Annotated in this window: 15 protein-coding genes; 8 read left to right on the forward strand and 7 right to left on the reverse strand. The window is 66.9% G+C overall.

Translation table 11 applies throughout. The features are described from left to right. Window positions 1-115: 115 nt before the first annotated feature. The 4 genes from HTUR_RS12090 (at window position 116) to HTUR_RS12105 (ending at window position 3705) form a co-directional block, all read left to right on the forward strand. Window positions 116-1549 carry a bifunctional ADP-dependent NAD(P)H-hydrate dehydratase/NAD(P)H-hydrate epimerase gene (locus HTUR_RS12090; RefSeq protein ID WP_012943610.1) on the forward strand — a complete coding sequence of 478 codons (1434 nt, stop codon included), beginning with the start codon at window positions 116-118 and terminating at the stop codon, window positions 1547-1549. Next, entirely contained in the window at window positions 1542-2087 is a 546-nt protein-coding gene (gene moaC, locus HTUR_RS12095) for a cyclic pyranopterin monophosphate synthase MoaC (RefSeq protein ID WP_012943611.1), read from the forward strand. The genes HTUR_RS12090 and moaC overlap by 8 nt, the downstream gene beginning before the upstream one ends. Before the next feature lie 30 nt (window positions 2088-2117). Beyond that, window positions 2118-3155 (forward strand): NAD(P)H-dependent flavin oxidoreductase, encoded by a 1038-nt coding sequence (locus HTUR_RS12100; RefSeq protein ID WP_012943612.1) that lies wholly within the window; start codon window positions 2118-2120, stop codon window positions 3153-3155. A gap of 139 nt (window positions 3156-3294) precedes the next feature. Next, on the forward strand, window positions 3295-3705 hold the full coding sequence (locus tag HTUR_RS12105) for a hypothetical protein (RefSeq protein WP_012943613.1): 411 nt from the start codon (window positions 3295-3297) through the stop codon (window positions 3703-3705). A 93-nt stretch (window positions 3706-3798) separates the two neighbouring features. On the opposite strand, the gene HTUR_RS12110 is transcribed toward HTUR_RS12105, so the two are convergent. From HTUR_RS12110 to HTUR_RS12130, 5 genes are all read right to left on the reverse strand, one after another. After that, complete coding sequence (locus tag HTUR_RS12110) at window positions 3799-4542, reverse strand: beta-ketoacyl-ACP reductase (RefSeq protein WP_012943614.1); 744 nt, start codon at window positions 4540-4542, stop codon at window positions 3799-3801. Window positions 4543-4682: 140 nt separating this feature from the next. Further along, window positions 4683-6275, reverse strand: coding sequence for a class III poly(R)-hydroxyalkanoic acid synthase subunit PhaC (phaC, locus tag HTUR_RS12115; RefSeq protein WP_012943615.1), 1593 nt, complete (start codon window positions 6273-6275; stop codon window positions 4683-4685). Then, complete coding sequence (locus HTUR_RS12120) at window positions 6272-6817, reverse strand: poly(R)-hydroxyalkanoic acid synthase subunit PhaE (RefSeq protein ID WP_012943616.1); 546 nt, start codon at window positions 6815-6817, stop codon at window positions 6272-6274. The genes phaC and HTUR_RS12120 overlap by 4 nt, the downstream gene beginning before the upstream one ends. Window positions 6818-6867: 50 nt before the next feature. Then, window positions 6868-7353 (reverse strand): hypothetical protein, encoded by a 486-nt coding sequence (locus HTUR_RS12125; RefSeq protein WP_012943617.1) that lies wholly within the window; start codon window positions 7351-7353, stop codon window positions 6868-6870. Continuing rightward, entirely contained in the window at window positions 7350-7670 is a 321-nt protein-coding gene (locus tag HTUR_RS12130; RefSeq protein ID WP_049941722.1) for an AbrB/MazE/SpoVT family DNA-binding domain-containing protein, read from the reverse strand. The genes HTUR_RS12125 and HTUR_RS12130 overlap by 4 nt, the downstream gene beginning before the upstream one ends. 265 nt (window positions 7671-7935) lie before the next feature. Between HTUR_RS12130 and HTUR_RS12135 the strand changes: the two genes are divergently transcribed. The 3 genes from HTUR_RS12135 to cdd all read left to right on the forward strand — a co-directional run bounded on the left by HTUR_RS12135 (window position 7936) and on the right by cdd (window position 10672). Next, window positions 7936-8571, forward strand: coding sequence for a MaoC family dehydratase (locus HTUR_RS12135; protein WP_012943619.1), 636 nt, complete (start codon window positions 7936-7938; stop codon window positions 8569-8571). Window positions 8572-8782: 211 nt separating this feature from the next. After that, complete coding sequence (locus tag HTUR_RS12140) at window positions 8783-10225, forward strand: phosphomannomutase (RefSeq protein ID WP_012943620.1); 1443 nt, start codon at window positions 8783-8785, stop codon at window positions 10223-10225. 48 nt (window positions 10226-10273) lie between these two features. Beyond that, the gene (gene cdd, locus HTUR_RS12145) at window positions 10274-10672 is read left to right on the forward strand and encodes a cytidine deaminase (protein ID WP_008894636.1); all 399 of its coding nucleotides are present in this window, start codon (window positions 10274-10276) and stop codon (window positions 10670-10672) included. Window positions 10673-10692: 20 nt separating this feature from the next. Here cdd and HTUR_RS12150 read toward each other — a convergent pair whose 3' ends face one another. Next, window positions 10693-12009: a TIGR00341 family protein gene (locus tag HTUR_RS12150; RefSeq protein WP_008894635.1), complete on the reverse strand. Its 1317-nt coding sequence runs from the start codon at window positions 12007-12009 to the stop codon at window positions 10693-10695. Between the two features lie 98 nt (window positions 12010-12107). Continuing rightward, window positions 12108-12617, reverse strand: coding sequence for a DUF488 domain-containing protein (locus HTUR_RS12155; protein WP_012943621.1), 510 nt, complete (start codon window positions 12615-12617; stop codon window positions 12108-12110). 58 nt (window positions 12618-12675) lie between these two features. On the opposite strand from HTUR_RS12155, the gene HTUR_RS12160 reads away from it, so the two are divergent. After that, window positions 12676-13512, forward strand: a complete 837-nt coding sequence (locus HTUR_RS12160; RefSeq protein WP_012943622.1) for a nucleoside phosphorylase — start codon at window positions 12676-12678, stop codon at window positions 13510-13512. The last annotated feature ends 46 nt before the right edge of the window (window positions 13513-13558 follow it).

The following is a 13558-nucleotide window of genomic DNA, read 5'->3' on the forward strand; positions in this document are numbered from 1 at the left end:
GCTCGAGTGGATTGGGCCTATCGCCTAACGATGTTTGTCGGGTTCCGGCGCGAGTCACGACGCTACCGAAATTCGGTCCGCAACGTTGAACGGACGGCCCGTCGAACCCCCAGCCATGATCACAGGCGAGCGGATGGGCGCCGTCGACGAGAACGCCGCGGCGCTTGGCGTGCCGCGAAAGCAGTTGATGGAGTCGAGCGGGAACGCCGTCGCCCGCGCGGTCCGGGACGTCGCTGAGCCGGGCTCGAGCGTCGCGATCGTCGCCGGGCGAGGCAACAACGGCGGGGACGCGTTCGTCGCCGCCCGGTTTCTGGACCGGCACGACGTGACGACCCTCCTGCTCGGCCGGGCCGAGACCATCGGCACGGAGATCGCCCGCGAGAACTGGGAGGCCCTCCAGCGGGCCGAGTACGACACGCGGGAGATCACGGACTCGAGCGGGTTCGAGCTCCCCGACTGCGACGTCGTCGTCGACGCGATGCTGGGGACGGGGATCAGCGGTGACCTCCGGGAGCCCGCGGCGACCGCGGCCGAGGAGATCAACGCGGCCGATGCGACCGTCGTCGCGGTCGATGTCCCCTCCGGCTTCGACGCCGACGGAGGCGATCACGCGGACAACGGCGTCAACGCGGACCGCGTCGTCACGTTTCACGACGCGAAACTGGGACTCGAGGACCTCGACGCGGAGCTCACGGTCGCGGACATCGGCATCCCGGCCGCCGCGGAGCGGTTCGTCGGGCCCGGCGACGTCGACCTCGCGCGGCCCGATACTCGCGAGGGACGGCCGAATATCATCGGCGGGGGTCCCTACACCGGCGCGCCGGCGCTGGCCGCCCAGGCCGCCTTGCGGGCCAGCGCGGAACTGGCCTTCGTCGCCGCGCCCGACGCCGTCGCCGGCGAGATTCAGGGCTACAGCGAGGATCTCATCGTCCAGCCCTATGAGGAGGACGTGCTCACGCCCGATGTAGCCGACGATCTCCTCGAGACGGCCGAAGAGTACGACAACGTCGTCGTCATCGGCCCCGGTCTCGGCACCGCCGACGAGACCCTCGAGGCGACCCGCCAGTTCCTCTCCGCGTACACGGGACGGGCCGTCGTCGACGCCGACGCCCTCGAGGTCGTCCCCGAGATCGAGACCGACGCGACGCTGGTCTGTACGCCAAACCGCGGTGAACTGGCGCGGATGGGCGGCCCGGACACCGACGATCTGGCGTCGGCGGCGGACGAGATCGAGGAATTCGCGGCCGAACTCGGTCACGTCGTCCTCGCGAAGGGGGCAAACGATGTGATCACCGACGGCGAGCGCACGCGGATCAGCCGCTCGGGCACCGTCGGTATGAAGGTCGGCGGCACCGGCGACACGTTGGCGGGGATCGTCGCCGCCCTGCTCGAGCACGCCGAACCGCTCGACGCCGCCGCGGCGGGAGCCCACGTCAACGGGATCACGGGGGAACGGCTCGCCGAGCGCAATGAACACGGCTTCCTCGCGTCGGATTTGCTCGAGGAACTTCCCGCGGTCCTGTGGAACGGGGGTGACGGGGATGTCTGAGGAGCCGACGCCGGCCGAGGGCTCGAATCCGGACCCGAGGGCGGACGCCGAGTCCGACACCGACGCCGACGACCTCACCCATACCACCGACGAGGGCGACGTCCAGATGGTCGACGTCGGCGACAAGCCCGACAGCGAGCGCCGCGCGGTCGCGGCCGGGGAGATCCGCCTGCAGTCCTCGACGATCGAGGCGATCCGCGACGACCAGATCGGAAAGGGCGACGTGCTCGCGACTGCCCGCGTCGGCGCGATCCAGGCCGTCAAACACACCTGGGAGACGATCCCGATGTGCCACCAGATTCCGATCACCAACGTCGATACCGACTTCGAACTCGACGAGGACCGGGTCGAACTCGAGGTCGCCGTCGAGACGACCGGGAAGACGGGCTGCGAGATGGAGGCCCTCGAGGGCGTCACGACCGGGCTCAACGTCGTCTGGGACATGGTCAAGGCCGTCGAGAAGGACGACGACGGGCAGTACCCCGAGACCGGAATCGAGAACGTGCGGGTGGTGACGAAGGAGAAACACCAGAAGTGAAATACCGGTGACGCGAATCGGAGCGCGTATATGGCGCTCCGGACACCGCTCTGTGACGCCCTCGAGATCGAGTACCCGATCGTGCAGGCGCCGATCGGGAGTGCGACCACTCCAGAGCTCGCCGCCGCGGTCTCGAACGCGGGCGGGCTGGGCCATCTCGCGGTGACGTGGCGCGACCTCGAGGAGACCCGTGCAGTGATCCGCGAGACTCGCGAGCGAACCGACGAGCCGTTCGCGGTCAACCTCGCGCTGGACGATGCGACGACGATTCTCGAGACTGACACGCATCTCGAGGCCGTCCTCGAGGCGGGCGCGCCGATCGTCTCCTTCTCGTTCGGCGACGCGGCTCCATACGTCGATCGGGTCCACAAGGCTGGTGCGACAGTGATGCAGACCGTCGGCAGCGCGGCGGCCGCACGCGAGGCCGTCGAAGCCGGCGTCGACGTCGTCGTTACGCAGGGCCTCGAGGCCGGTGGCCACGTCCAGAGCGAGGTCGCGACGACGGCGCTCGTTCCGCGGGTCGCGGACGCGGTCGGCGACGCGGTGCCGATCGTCGCGGCGGGTGGGATCGCCGACGGCCGGAGCATCGCCGCGGCGCTCGCACTCGGCGCGGACGGCGCGTGGCTCGGCACGCGGTTCGTCGCGTGCGAGGAGGCGAACGTCCACGACGAGTATCAGCGGCGGCTCCGCGAGAGCGACGAGACCGACACCGCGTACACGACCCTGTACGACAAGGGCTGGTCGGGGATGCCCCACCGCGTGCTCGAGAACGAGACCCTCGAGCGCTGGCGGGCGGCCGGTGAACCCCCGATCGGCGAGCGACCGGGCGAAGATGAGGTCGTGGCGCAGACGAACGACGGCAACGGCGAACCCATCGAGCGGTACGATGAGGCGTTGGCGACGCCCGACCTCGGGGGCGATATCGAGTCGATGGCGCTGTACGCCGGCCAGAGCGTCGGCGGCGTCGACGAGGTTCGGTCCGCGCGGGCGGTCGTGGAGGCGCTCATCACGGAGACGCGCGAGACGGTGTCGGATCTCTCGACGGTCGCCGTCCCAGCGGACCGATAGGCGTCTCTTCTCAGCGTGCTCGAGCGATACTGATCCGAGCCGACTCGACATACTGACCCAGACCGACCTGGAACTGCAATGCTAGCGTAGTAGGGCCAGATGGTTACTATTTTGACAGTCGGTGAGAGACGAACGACTGATGCCGTCGATCGAGCCCCGACTTCTGCCGGTGGCGATCGTCCTCCTGCTCGTGCCGGTCTCGGCGGGGTGTCTCTACTACGCGGTCTACAAGGACGCGATGGCTCGAGGCGCGAACGCGATCGGCTGGGGCGCGGCCGTCTTCCTCCTACCCCCGATCGGGGGACCGGCGTACGCGGTGTATCGGCGTCGGCTTCCCGACCGGACCGATCCGCCCGGACGGACCGAGCGAGTGCTCGGCGCGGTCGGTATCGGCGGGATAACCGCGGTCCTGTTCTCGACGTCGATCACGCCGCCGGATCCGTACAGCACGGCCCCGGTCGCACTCCTGCTGTTCGTGGTATTGGTTCCGCTGGCGGCCATCGTCTGTTACGACGTCGACCCCCGAACCTTCGGACATTCGGAGTCGTGAACAGCGCGTTCGCTATCCGTCGATCGGTTCGAGAACAGGTCGGTCGAATCACAATACAGCGGCCGTCACGGACGGGATCGGGATCGGCGGTGCCTAGAGGTCCATCCCGCCGTTGACGTCGATCACCTCGCCGGTGACGTACGAGGAGTCCTCGCTGGCGAGGAATCGTACGACTGCGGCGATGTCCTCGACCTCCGCCAGTCGCTCGAGCGGGATCCCCGAGACGATCCGCTCTAAGACCTGATCGGGGACGGACTCGAGCATGTCGGTTCGGGTGAAGCCGGGGGCGACGCAGTTGGCCGTCGAGCCCCCCTTCGCGAGCTCGAGGGCGATGGTTCGGGTGAAGCCGAACATACCGCTTTTCGCGGCGGCGTAGTTGGCCTGGCCGAAGTTCCCCTGTTTGCCGACGACGCTCGAGATGTTGATCAGCCGGCCCTCGTGGGCGTTCCAGATGTCGTCGAAGAACTCCTGGGTGCAGTTGAACATCCCACCGAGGTTGACGTCCATCACTCGGTCCCAGTCCTCCCGGGACATCTCGGTGAACTGCACGTCGGCCGTGATGCCGGCGTTGTTGACCAGGACGTCGGCCGGACCGAACGCCTCGTGACAGACCTCCCGCATGTGTACGACCTCCTCGCGGTCGGTGACGTCGGCCTGGGCCGCGACGGCGCTCCCGCCGGCGTCCTCGATCGCGTCGACCGCACTTTGGGCGGCGTCTTCCGAGGAGCGGTAGTTGATGACGACGTTCGCACCCTCTGCGCCGAGGTACTCCGCGATCCCCCGACCGATGCCGCGTGCCGAGCCGGTGATGATACAGGTTCGCCCATCCATGGACATGACTCACCGCTTCAACGGCCGCCGATAAATAACGACCTATTGGTTATCAGTACATACAACTGGAATAATGGTTCGTGGGCCGCTCGAGCGAAGACGAGGACCTCGAGCGGGCCGCGAGCGTCCCCGACAGCCGCATCGAGTTATCGACTTTCGGCCTGTTCGATCCAGTCTTCGATACGACTGGGCGAGATCCCGGTCTCGGCGGCCAGTTCGGCGACATCGGCGTCGACTAACTGCTCGAACGTCTCGATGCCGGCCTCGGCCAGCGTATCCGCGTAGGCCTGTCCGACGCCGTCGAGGTCCGTCAGGTCGTCGGTCTCGGACTCGATCGCCGACCCGGCGTCGACGTCCTCGTCGGTGACCTCCTCGACGACGTCCGCGTCGACGTTCATCTCGCCCGGTTCGGCGGGCTCTTCCTGAACGTCGTCTTCGCCGCGTTCGACGATCTCCTCGTCCGATCGGTCCTCGCCGTGGCGGTCGCTGGTCTCGGCGTCGAGTTCGGCCTGGGTACTGCTCTCGGCGTCCGTCTCGAGGCCCGATCCGTCGGCGAGGTCCTCAGGACCCGACTCGTCGCCGGCGACGTCTTCTGCAAGTGCGGCGTCTTCCGTCTCGGGTTCGGGCGTCTCAGGCTTGGATTCGACATCCGTACCGTTCGACCGTTCCTCGAACCACTCGCTGACCTGCGGCCAGAGTTCCTCGTGGCTGCGCGAGGAGACGGACATCCCGATGTGGCCCGTCGCGAACTCCATGACCTCGGTGTCGTCGGAGCCGATGACCTCGTTGAACGGCTTGGAGGCTCCCGGCGGGATGAGGTGGTCGTACTCGGCGACGATCTGGAGGACCGGCATGTCGATGTTGGAGACGTCGACGTGTTCGCCGCCCAGGTAGAGCTCGTTGTTGTAGAGCTTGTTGTCCTGGTAGATGTCGCGGATGAACTCCTCGTAGGCCTCGCCGGCGACGTCGATGCCCTCGTCGAGCCAGCGCTCCATCCGGGCGAAGTTTTCGACGAAGTCCCCGTCCTCCATGTTGTCGTAGAACCGGACGTACTTCGTCACGTTGTTCGCGACGGGGTCCATCAGCGCGAAGCCGACGTCTAAGAACTCGGCGGGCACGTTGTCGAAGGTCTCGGTGACCGTCTCGGGGTCGTAGAACTCCTCGCCGCCCCAGAGCTCGAGGACGCCGCCCTCGCCGGCGAAACAGAGGCCCGCGGCCATCAGCCCGAGGTTCTTGACCTTCTCGGGGTACAGCGAGGCGTACATGGCCGACTTCGTGCCGCCCATGCAGTAGCCGAGGATATTGATCGACTCCTGACCGGAGCGCTCGCGGACGACATCGACGCAGTTGTCGATGTAGCGGTTGACGTAGTCGTCCAGCCCCAGCGAGCGATCCAGCTTCGAGGGTTCGCCCCAGTCGATCAGGTAGACGTCGAAGCCCGACTCGAGTAAGGTCCGAACCACCGAGCGGTCCGGCTGCAGGTCGAGGATGTACGGCTTGTTGATCAGCGCGTAGACGATGAGGATCGGCACGTCGTGTTGCTCTTCGGTCTGGGACTCGTAGTGGAGGAGTTTCAGCTTGTTCTCCTCGTAGACGACCTCGCTGGGCGTCTGGCCGACCTCGATGTTCTCGACGGTTTCGGTGCGGTCCGGGGCGACCCGACTCTTCTCGGCCAGATCGGCGGTCGCCTCCCAGGCCTGGCGCTGCATGTTCAGGGCGGTCGCGAACGGATTGTTCATTGCTCCTCTAAGTGCTCGAGAACGCGGTCGATTTTCTTCTCGACGTCGTGCTGGCGGCGCTCGAGTTCGACCAGTCGGTCGCCGATTTCGACGACGTCCGCCTCGGTCGCGAAGCCGAGCGTCCGCAGGGTCTCCTGGGAAGTCTCCTGGGCCTGCTGTTGCATCTCGAGGACGTCACCGACGGTCTCGCCGGTCATCTTCGCGAAGGCGGTCGTTGACATGACGTCCTTGAACGCCTCGTTGGCCGTGTTGAGCCAGATGTCGCGGAACTCCTCGACGTCGACGTCCTCGCCCTCGACCTGGTCGTTCATCCGCTCGACCATCTGCTGGGAGGCGTTCATCCACGTCTCGTAGGCCTTGGCGTAGCCGTCGACGCCGTCGGAGAGCTCGTTCTCCTCGGTCGCCTCACCGACGGCGTCAGACCAGCTCTCGACGAACTGGGCCTGGGCTTCCATGTTCTCCTCTAAGGCGTCCATGAACTGTTCGTTCCACTGTTCAACGACCTCGTTCCACTCCTGGGACTGGGGCTGTGAATCTGCCATTGGAATACTAGTAGCGAGCCAACTGCAAAAGGCTGCGGCTGATTCGCTCGTTATGCGGAGATGTCGATCTCTTCGGCGGCCTCTTCGACGTTCTCGGCGGCGGCGGAGACGTTCTCCTCGACCTGCTCGTGGGCCTCGAGGTAGGCGTCGAAGGAGGTGTCGACGACTTCGGCGTAGCTGGCGGCGAACTCGTCGTAGGCGGCCTCGGACTCCTCGATGGCCTCGACGACGGCCTCGAGCGACTGGGACTGCGCTTCGGTCGCGGAGTCGAAGCCTTCGTCGACGAGTTCGCGGAGTTCGTCGAACTCGGCGGCTTCCTCGGGCAGCGAGGCCTCGAGGGCGTCAAAGTAGGCGTGGACGGCGCCCTTGGTCAGTTCCGCGTTGGACTCGAACAGCGCGCCCGACGATTCGACGGCGTCGCCGAAGGCGCCGATCGAGGTCTTCTGTGCCTCGAGGGCGTCGTGGGTGAGGTTCTGGGACTGTTTGAGTGCGGTGCGCTGTGCGTCGAAGACGGCGGTGAATGGGTTCTGAGTCATGATTGATCCTCTCGGTTTCGTTTGACGGGGACGACGACGGTCTGGACGATGTCGCCCTCTTCGATGTCGAGGGCGTCCCGTTCGGGTTCGGGAATACTGATCCGACCGCCGCTCTGGACGCGGGCTTTGAACGTCGCCGTTCCCATGTTCATCGGACCGAAACTCGAGCCCGTATCGAACGGGTTCGAGCTACTGGCCTGCATCATCTTCTTGAACATTTCCTGCTGGGATTCGGCAACCTGCTCGCCCGCCTCCTGCATCTGTTCGGTGAACATTGCAGGCGGGAACCAGGGCGATCGGTCGGAGTCGTCCGTCATCACCTGTATCAACGGGCGCTCACCACATAAGGGTTTCCACTAGATACCATCTAATGCCATCTAATGGATCTTATCGGATCGGATGTCTCCGAGTACCGCTCGTATCACCGAGTGTTATCGGCAACAAATTCCTGTCTGTCGGTTGTACTGATGGTAATTCCGGACCCAGAGGCCGTCTAATCATAAATTACTAGCGATGGCCCTCGGTAACAGTGTGTGCTCAAGCCAAAGAAGTCATAATGACCACACGCTTACCGACCCATAGATGTCCCACCAGAACGCTGCGAAACGGAACCTCGCTGCCATGACCGATGCCTGGTCGGCGATGACACAGACCCTCCTCCAGAGCGCGACCGCCGCGAACCGGGCGGCCATCTCGGCGATGGTGCCGCCGACCGCCTCGAACGGGTCGGAGACCGAGACGGTTCCCGCGTCGATCCCGTCGATCGACCACTCCAATCTCGACTGGCAGTTCGACCGGACCGTCGACGATCCGGCCCACATCAGCGTCGGCGACATCGTGACCTTCGAGAAGGTCATCAGCGACGACGACGTCCGCGCGTTCGCCCACGTCAGCGGCGACACGAACCGGCTCCATCTCGACGAGGAGTTCGCCGCCGACACCCGCTTCGGCGAACGGATCGCCCACGGCACGCTCGTGTCCGGGCTCATCAGCGCCGCCCTGGCTCGGCTGCCCGGGCTCACCATCTACCTCTCCCAGGACCTCGAGTTCAGCGGCCCCGTCGGGATCGGCGACCGCGTCTCCGCCCGCGTCGAGATCGTCGAGAACCTCGGAAACGATCAGTACCGCCTCGAGACGGTCATCCGAAACGAGGACGAGGACGCGACCGTCATCAACGGCGAGGCCGTCGTGCTGATCGACGACCTACCCGAGGAGTAGCGCCGCGTTCCGACCTCGAGTTGGTCACCATCCGGCCGTTCGCCGCCCATCGCCCTTCGAGGGCGAACAGCTCCCGCCAGCCGCGCTGAATCGGCTTCCCCCGCCGTTTTCGCAGTTTCACGAGTCCGCCCGAGCAGACGGATCGCCGTCGAGAGTGCGAACGCGACGCGTGTGCAGTGTTGCTAAGTAGTTCCTCGCGGAACGGCCCCACATGACGCTATTCGGGACTGCCGGGATCCGCGGTCCAGTCGAGGAGATCACCCCGTCGCTGGCGCTTTCCGTCGCGCAGGCCGCCGGCGAGCCGGGGGCGACGTTCGTCGTCGGCCGGGACGGCCGGGAAACCGGGCCCGCGCTCGCCGCCGCCGTCGAAGCCGGTCTCGAGAGCGCCGGCGCGGATGTCTACCGTCTCGGACAGGTGCCGACGCCCGCGCTGGCGTTCGCCTCGCAGGGCCGACGGGGCGTGATGCTCACCGCGAGCCACAACCCGCCCGCGGACAACGGGATCAAGCTCTTCGCCGACGGCGTCGAATACGACCGCGAGGCCGAACGGAAAATCGAGGACCGGCTCGCGGACGGCACCTCGCCCGCGGTCGCCGACTGGGACGAGTGGGGTCGGTCGGCCGAACTCGAGATCCTCGATCAGTATCGCGACGCCGTCATCGATTTCGTCCGCGGCCGCTTCGTTGATTCAGGAGATGAGATCTCGTCTCCGGGTCCGCTCGCCGGACTCTCGATCGCCGTCGACTGCGGCAACGGCATGGCGTCGCTCGCGACCCCGCAGGTACTCGAGCGGCTGGGGGCCGACGTCGTCGCGGTCAACGCCACCGTCGACGGTCACTTCGTCGCCCGCGAGAGCAAACCGACGCCCGAGACGCTCACGGAGTTCACCGACTTCCTCGCGGGGAGCGAGCGATCGCCCGCCTCGGAACAGCGGGGCGCCACCGCCGCGAGGGCCGACCAGTTCGACCTCGGGCTGGCCCACGACGGCGACGCCGACCGGCTGGTCGTTCTCGGCCCCGACGGCGACGTGATCCACGAGGACACGATCCTCGCCGTCGTCGCCGCCCACTACACCGAGATGAGCGACGCCGACGACCCCGTCGTCGTCACCACGCCCAACGCCTCGGCCCGGATCGACGAGCGGGTTCGCGAGGCCGGCGGCCGCGTCGAACGCGTTCGCCTCGGCGCGCTCCACGAGGGGATCGCACGGGAGCGAGCCGAGGGAGGTCCGGACACCGAGATCGTCTTCGCCGCCGAGCCCTGGAAACACATCCACACCGCCTTCGGCGGCTGGATCGACGGCGTCGCCAGCGCCGCCGTCGTCGCCGCACTGATCGCCGACGCCGGCGATACGGCGACCCTTCGCGACCCCGTCACCGAACGGCCCTACCGGAAGGTCAGCGTCGACTGTCCCGACGACGCCAAGACCGACGCGATGGCCGCCCTCGAGTCCGACCTCCCCGACGCCTTCCCCGACGCCGCGGTCGACACGGACTACGGCGTCCGCCTCGAGTTCGAGGACGCCTCCTGGATCCTCGTCCGCCCCAGCGGGACCGAACCCTACGTGCGCCTCTACGCCGAGAGCGACGCCGTGGACGAACTGGTCGCCGAGGCGCGCGAAGTCATCAAATCGGCCGTCGCTGCCTCGCGGTGACGGTGGTCGAGAGGGACCTTTTTCCGTCCGCTCGAATCAGTACCGGTCATGACCGACTCCGACTTGCTCGAGGCCGCCCGCACCGTTCAGGACTCCGCTCACGTCCCCTACTCCGAGTACCCCGTCGGCGCCGCGCTCGAGACCGCCGACGGCGAGGTCTTCGTCGGCTGTAACCTCGAAAATGCTAACTTCAGTAACAGCCTCCACGCCGAGGAGGTCGCCGTCGCCGAGGCGGTCAAAAAGGGCCATCGCGACTTTGCGCGACTCGCGGTCAGTTCCGGCCGCCGCGACGGCGTCACGCCTTGCGGGATGTGCCGCCAGACCCTCGCCGAGTTCTGCGACGACGATCTGGTCGTCATCTGCGACGAGGGCGAGGATGCGGAGCCAAGCGAGTACACGCTCGGCGAACTGCTGCCGAACACGATCACCGAGGAGATGCTCGAGTGACGCGTCGTCGCCGTCCCGGGTCACCCCTTTTCGACGTAGTAGACGACCACCTCCGCGCGGTTGGACCCGACGAGCGGTCCGGTCGGTAACGGAATCGCCGACTCGGCCCGGATGCTCCCTCGAGAGCGGATATCGTCGTCGATCAGCGGCGGTTCGGTGCCGACGGGATGGGCGACTCGAACCACGACGCGTTCCGGCTGTCGGAGCGGGACCGGATCGTCGTACTCGACCGAGACGTCGATGAGCGAGAGGTCGTCGTACTGGGGCGACTGGACGACGGCTTCCACGTCCTCGTGGACCTCCTCCTCGTACACTCCGGTCCGGTAGGTGTCGTAGGTCACGACCCCGAGAAACACCGAGAGGACGACGATGGTGACGGCGAGCGCGACGGCGCGCTTTTCCGTCGCGACGCGGGCCTCGTCCTGCTGGAACCAGTCGTCCGGCCGATACCCCTTGTGCCAGAGGACGGCGAGACTGGTGATGTTGATCGTGAGGATGTTGACGAGGACGAGGAGGCCCGCGGCGATGGCGACCGACGGTAAGCCCCACGCGATACCGATGCCGACGACGCCGAGGGGCGGAACGAGCGCCGCGGCGATCATGACGCCGACGAGGGCGGCCGACGTGCCCGCGGTGAGCGTCCACGCGCCCGCCACCCCGGCGCCGATCGCGATAGCTAGCGAGAGCAAGTCCGGAGTCAACCGGCCCTGAACCTCCGATATCTCGAAGATGTCGAGCATCGGCGAGACGAGCCCGGTCGTCCGGATGGCGAACGCGAAGGCGGCGGCGGTGACGACGCTGACACCGAGTCCGATCGCCTGCAGCTTGATGCCGCGCCGGAACAGCGCGCGGTCGTTGATGACCGTGCCGACGCTCGCGCCGAGCGCCGGGCCGATCAGCGGGGCGATCACCATCGACCCGACGACGACCGCCGGCGAATCGAGCAACAGGCCGGCGGTCGCGACGACCACGCTCATGATCGTCATGACGAGGTACGTATTGAATCTGGGCGTGAGATCCTTCGCCTGGGCCTGTAGCTCCTCGCGGGAGATGCGCCCGGTGTTCTGCGCGTATCGTTGCTCGAGCTCCTCGTACTGCTCCGAGACGACGGTCTCCGCCTCAACGATCACGGTGTAGGAGTCATCGTCGAGGCCCGTGTCTCGGAGGTCGTCGAGAACCGATTCGACCGCCGGTGCCGGCAACGGGAACGTGATGACGACCGAGGGGTCCTCGCGACTCTGCTCCTCGACGAGGGTGTAATCGAGTCCCTCTCCGTCGAGCAGCTCCTCGACGGCCTCGCGCTTCTGTTTCGGAATCAGAATCTCCACGAGCCGCATGGGCTCACGTCCACAATACCGTGGATAAACGTTGGACCTGACGTCGAGTCACGTCGGCGGAAACCGTCGCGAGTCCCGACTCCGCGTCGGCGGTCCGGTCACGGCGAGCGCTCCGACAGCACCTCGCGGAGAACCGTCCGGTGACACCGCTTCTTCTCGGTGTTCTCGTAACAGACCAGCGCCAGCGACTCGCCCTCGGCCAAGCGCGACTCGAGATCCTCGAGCGCGGCCTGCGCGTCGGCCGATTCCTCGAGATGCTCTCGATACGCCTCCTCGAACTCGACCTCGTCCCACGCGGCGTTGTGGGCGCCCTCTTCGCAGAGCCCCCGCATCTTCATGTCCTCCTCGCGCTGGCGGAACGACTCGAGCAGGTCCGTCGGTGGCCCCAGTTCGGGCCGATTCTCGTCGACGGCACCGTGGAACCACCGCGTCGGCTGTCGAACGACGCCGACGCGGGTCGTCTCCGGCGGCAGGTCGACCAGTTCGTGCTGGATCGCGGCGACGTAGGTGTCGGTGAGCGTTCCGGTGTCTCCGTCAGCGCCCTCGTCCCCGACGACATCGCCGCTCTCGTCGACCTCCGCGGTCTCGTGTTCGTCTGCGTCGGCCATACGCTCGCTACGGGCGCCCTGCAGTTATATACCGCGCCGCCTCGAATCGCCGGACCGAATGACCGACGACATCGACGTGAGCGACAGCGAAGACCCGAACGCCGACGTCCAGTACCACCTCGAGGTCGGTCCCGAGGACGTGGCCGACACCGTTCTCCTACCGGGGAACCCCGAGCGCCTCGAGAAGATCGTCGCCTTCTGGGACGACCACGAGATCGCCGCACATCACCGGGAGTACCGGACCGCGACGGGAACGTACGAGGAGACGCCGATCTCGGTCACGTCGACGGGGATCGGCAGCCCCTCCGCGGCTATCGCCGTCGAGGAACTCGCTCGAGTCGGTTGTGACACCTTCGTTCGGGTCGGCTCCTGCGGGGCGATCCAGCCCGAGATGGACGTCGGCGACCTCGTCATCACGACGGGCGCGGTCCGCCAGGAGGGGACCAGCGGCGAGTACGTCCGCGAGGACTACCCCGCGACGGCCGATGGGGAGGTCGTCAGCGCCCTCGTCGCCGCGGCGGAGCGGCTGGGCTACGACTACCACACCGGCGTCACGATGAGCGCCGACTCCTTCTACGCGGGGCAAGGCCGCCCCGGCTTCGAGGGATTCGAGGCCGCGGGCTCCGAGACCCTCGTCGAGGACCTCACGGAGGCGAACGTGAAAAACATCGAGATGGAGGCCAGCGCGATCCTGACGCTGGCGAACCTCTACGGCCTCCGCGCGGGCGCGGTCTGTACCGTCTACGCCAACCGCGAGACCGGTGAGTTCCGCACGGAGGGGGAGTCTCGAGCCGCCGAGACCGCGACGCTCGCGACGCACCTGCTGGCGGAGATGGACCGCGTCAAACGCGAGGCCGGCGCCGATCGGTGGCACGCGGGGCTCTCGCTCGAGTGAGGAGACGCTCGCCGCTCTCGATGAATGTCACAAAAACGGCCGTACT

It is taken from the genome of Haloterrigena turkmenica DSM 5511 (assembly GCF_000025325.1).
Taxonomy (GTDB): Archaea; Halobacteriota; Halobacteria; order Halobacteriales; family Natrialbaceae; genus Haloterrigena; species Haloterrigena turkmenica.